This is a genomic window from Alteromonas sp. AMM-1, assembly GCF_047290655.1.
Lineage (GTDB): Bacteria > Pseudomonadota > Gammaproteobacteria > Enterobacterales > Alteromonadaceae > Alteromonas > Alteromonas mangrovi.
Genome location: NZ_JBLBUE010000239.1, coordinates 1 through 3,929 on the forward strand (window position 1 = coordinate 1; position 3,929 = coordinate 3,929).

Annotated in this window: 4 protein-coding genes; all 4 read left to right on the forward strand. The window is 46.1% G+C overall.

The features are described from left to right. Window positions 1-128 precede the first annotated feature (128 nt). Window positions 129-1,277, forward strand: a complete 1,149-nt coding sequence (locus ACLR2L_RS19370; protein WP_413370553.1) for a methyl-accepting chemotaxis protein — start codon at window positions 129-131, stop codon at window positions 1,275-1,277. Window positions 1,278-1,288: 11 nt separating this feature from the next. Beyond that, window positions 1,289-2,122, forward strand: a complete 834-nt coding sequence (locus ACLR2L_RS19375; protein WP_413370555.1) for a nitrate- and nitrite sensing domain-containing protein — start codon at window positions 1,289-1,291, stop codon at window positions 2,120-2,122. Window positions 2,123-2,282: 160 nt separating this feature from the next. After that, a complete protein-coding gene (locus tag ACLR2L_RS19380; protein WP_413370558.1) occupies window positions 2,283-3,053 on the forward strand; it encodes an alpha/beta hydrolase family protein in 771 nt (256 codons plus the stop codon). A 1-nt stretch (window position 3,054) separates the two neighbouring features. Further along, a partial coding sequence (locus tag ACLR2L_RS19385) for a kynureninase (RefSeq protein ID WP_413370560.1) occupies window positions 3,055-3,929 on the forward strand: 875 nt, incomplete at its 3' end.

Below are 3,929 nucleotides of genomic sequence, written 5' to 3' on the forward strand. Positions count from 1 at the left end.
AACAACCAAAATCAATCAAAACTCACCCATAATCCGTCGAATAATCAAGTACATTAACCCTGTTGAACATGGCGTAAAGATTGCTGTAGTCCAACTTTCAAGGAAGCCATAAGTTAAGGACACAATTTATGCTCTCATTGTTAAGATTCCCTGGCATTATTTTAATTAATGCTTTCGGGCTTAAACAAGCCGCCGTATTTGCCGTGATATTTAATTTGGCAGGTTATGGTTTTATTCTTCTTAATCCTTTGGATACCCTGGCTTTTCCACTTTCATGTGCAGCGCTAATGACCTGGCTGGTGCTGTCTATGTTGCTGTTGTTAGTGAATGAAATTGACATCATTGACACCCTGCTTGCTGAAGTGAAAAACGATCAGCAAGGTTACCAGAACCTGGTAGAGAATCCGTCAATTCTCACTCAACATGTGAAATCGGTTTTTGACATATTAAAAGAAGTCGCCAGACAACGTGATAAATTCGCAGAACATTTTTCAGAAATGAAATATTCATCTGAACAAATGATTCAATCGGCGGTAAAGGTTGCCGACAATGCGACATCACAGTCTGCCGCTACTGAGTCTACGGCAGCAGCAGTAAATGAACTCACCGCGTCACTCAATGAGATAGTTGAGAAGTTTAATCAGGTAAACGATGCTGCATTACAGGCATCCAATCTGGCACAACAAGGTCATAGTTATATGGATAGCCTGGTGAATGATGTGGAACACGTGGGTAAAGACGTTGATGCCACTCACAGTGCCATTACCACGTTGGGGCAATCTATAGAAACGGTACTGTCCCTCACTGCCACTATTCAAAACATCGCTGAACAAACCAACCTGCTTGCGCTAAACGCGTCTATTGAAGCCGCTCGTGCCGGAGACATGGGCCGCGGATTTGCCGTGGTAGCCGATGAAGTGCGCAATCTGGCCTCTGAAAGCCGTCATTCTGCCGATACCATTAATCAGAGCATTGCAGAGCTGGATGCGCAACGAAAACTGGTTGCTAACAATATGCAGCGCGTAACACAACGCACTACAGACTGCCTGACCAAAGCTAAAGATGCAGCCGACATACTGGCTAATATAGAACTACAATCGGAACACTCTCGGAATCAGGTAATGGAGATCTCCGCTATTACCGAACAACAAAGCAAAGCAACAGAAGAAATTTCCCGCAGTATAGAACGCGTGGTTGAAGGTGCAGCGGCCAATGCAAACATAGCAAAAGAAACGTCAGCAGTGGCAGAATATCTGCGCACGTTGTCGGCCGGCTAGGAGGAAAGCGCATGAGTATGCTTATATTGGGAATGGTGTTGTTACTGATTGGCTTAATTGCCTTTCAATGGTTTCGCAGTCGGCGTTTGTTAAAACAGCGCCTTTACAATGCGCTGGAGTTAATCGGAAGTATCAAGAAAATTATCAGTTACACTCAAAAACACCGGGGGTTAACGGCGTCATATTTGCAAGGCAACCAATCTGTTCGCAATGAATTACTTGCCCTTAAACAACAGATTTCAGGCATTGCTGACCCGCTAAAACACAATGACATGCTAAAACGCGAGGAGCGTTGGGAGAGTTACCAGGATCACTGGAGCCGGTTAAAAGGCAATGCCGAAAGTCTCACGGTAGCCAGCAGTTTTCAACAGCACACCCATTTAATAGAAACCTTGCTTTACTTGCTTGAGGATGTGGCTGAAAACATTGAATTTGGAGGCGAACAACAAGCAACGCCTCAGATTCACTTTTTATGGCATGAATTTCCCAAAGTAATTGAATTTATTGGCCAAGCACGGGCTATTGGCGTTGCAGTGGCAACCAAAGGTGAATCTACTCAAATCGATAAGGTTAAACTGGGTTACCTTTACGAGAAAATTAATACCTTGAGTAGTCAGTCATTTGACCGCTTAACCTTACTACAGGCTGGTTCATCCATAGCGCAAATTGAGCAAGCCAAACAAGCGTGTCTGACACTCACAAAGACAATTCGGGAACAATTAATTAACGTGAGTAAAGTAACATTGACAAGCCAGGAGTACTTTAATCTGGCCAGTCACACTATGGATTTGTGCAATACCGTGTTAGATAACGAAATTAATGCTATAAAACACAATTATCGCTAAATTCGCTTCAGTAACAGACCAATTGTTTAGGGGCACATCATGTGCCCTTTTTGTTGAATTCGTTCATTTCAATAAGGATTTTCTTATCAAAAAGCTGCTCCCTTTGTTACTGCTAACGTCAGTCGTTACGGCATGTCACACGCTTAATTCAACGGAACGCATGCCTGCTCAATCCAACGGTAGTCGGGTAAACATTCCCTACAGCGAGGTGATTGCGCTTCCCTATTCGCGGTATAGCGCAGAAGTTGCCTATGGTGAAGATCCGCTGCAACGCATTTATGTGTGGCAGGCAGCCGGCAAGGCATCCGCGACCTTGGTGTTTATTCATGGCGGCTGTTGGTTAAATGCGTACGATTACACACACGGACAGGCAATGTTTACTTCTCTAGCCAATGCAGGCATCAATGTGTATGCCATTGAATACCGCCGTACGGGAGATGTCGGTGGTGGCTGGCCCGGCAGTACAGAAGATGTTATTTCAGCTACACATCAGGCTGTTAACCTGGCGAACTCCAACAACGCCAACGCCCCGGTTTATCTTGCAGGACACTCTGCAGGCGGGCATCTGGCTTTGTTAGCCGCGCAAGCTTTATCATTGCCGGTTAGAAAGGTTATTGGCCTGGCAGCTATTACACAACCGGAACTGTACGCGCGAGGCTCAAACAGTTGCGAAACCGCCACGCCACTGTTTTTTGATGGTACACCAGACGAACGCCCGGATGCATATAAAGAAGCGACACCCTCGATCGAAAATATCCCGTCTCCCGTAGTATTACTGCAAGGCACGGCAGATCAAATCGTGGATGAGCGACAAAGCCAGCTTCCAGGCGCTACCGTTGTAGTGGTGCCGGGAGCAGGTCATTTCGATTACCTACACTCTGAATCTCTTGCTTACCACACTTTGTTAAACATACTGTTAAACGGACAATAAGATGCTCGAAGAAGCCCGAAAACGGGACCAACTGGATCCACTGGCTGCATGCCGTAACGAATTTGATATACCTGCTAATTGTGTTTATCTGGATGGCAATTCATTAGGTGCCCTACCTAAAGCAGCCAGAAAAAGAGCGGCTGAAGTTGTTGAGCAACAATGGGGGCGAGACCTCATTACCAGTTGGAATAAACATGCCTGGATTAACCTGCCACAGCAGTGTGGTGCGCGAATTGCGCCGCTACTTGGCGCTAAGCCAAGTCAGGTTATTTGCTGCGATTCCATTTCGGTAAATTTATTTAAGGTGCTTTGTGGTGCGCTGGCAATGCAACCGGGCCGAACCAAAATTGTTACCACGGCCGATAATTTCCCAACGGACGTGTATATAGTGCAGGGAATTCATCAATTATTGGGCGAACAGCGCTGCCAACTCATTACTGTTAACGAATCCGACATTGAGTCGGCGTTAAACGATGATGTTGCCATATTACTGTTAACACAGGTAAATTTTCGCACCGGACACCTGCTTGATATGGCAAGGATAACGCATGCCGCTCATCAGCACGGTATACTCACAGTGTGGGATTTAGCCCACTCTGCAGGCGTAATACCCATAGAGTTGGCGCGGTGGCAGGTAGATTTTGCTATTGGCTGTACTTACAAATACCTCAATGGTGGACCAGGCGCACCGGCATTCATGTATGTAGCTGAACGTCATAGTAATGCGTTTATTCAGCCCATAACCGGCTGGATGGGCCATGCTACTCCATTCACGTTTAGTGGGGGTTATACTCCACACGAGAGTGTTACGCAAAGTTTGGCTGGCACCCCACCTGTTATCTCCATGTCAGTTTTGCATGCTGCGCTGGAAATGTG

What these genes read in the sequence shown, in the direction of transcription:
- ACLR2L_RS19375 (WP_413370555.1), top strand. Translation starts at nt 1,289, where the DNA reads ATGAGTATGCTTATATTGGGAATGGTGTTGTTACTGATTGGCTTAATT.
- ACLR2L_RS19370 (WP_413370553.1), top strand. Translation starts at nt 129, where the DNA reads ATGCTCTCATTGTTAAGATTCCCTGGCATTATTTTAATTAATGCTTTC.
- ACLR2L_RS19380 (WP_413370558.1), top strand. Translation starts at nt 2,283, where the DNA reads ATGCCTGCTCAATCCAACGGTAGTCGGGTAAACATTCCCTACAGCGAG.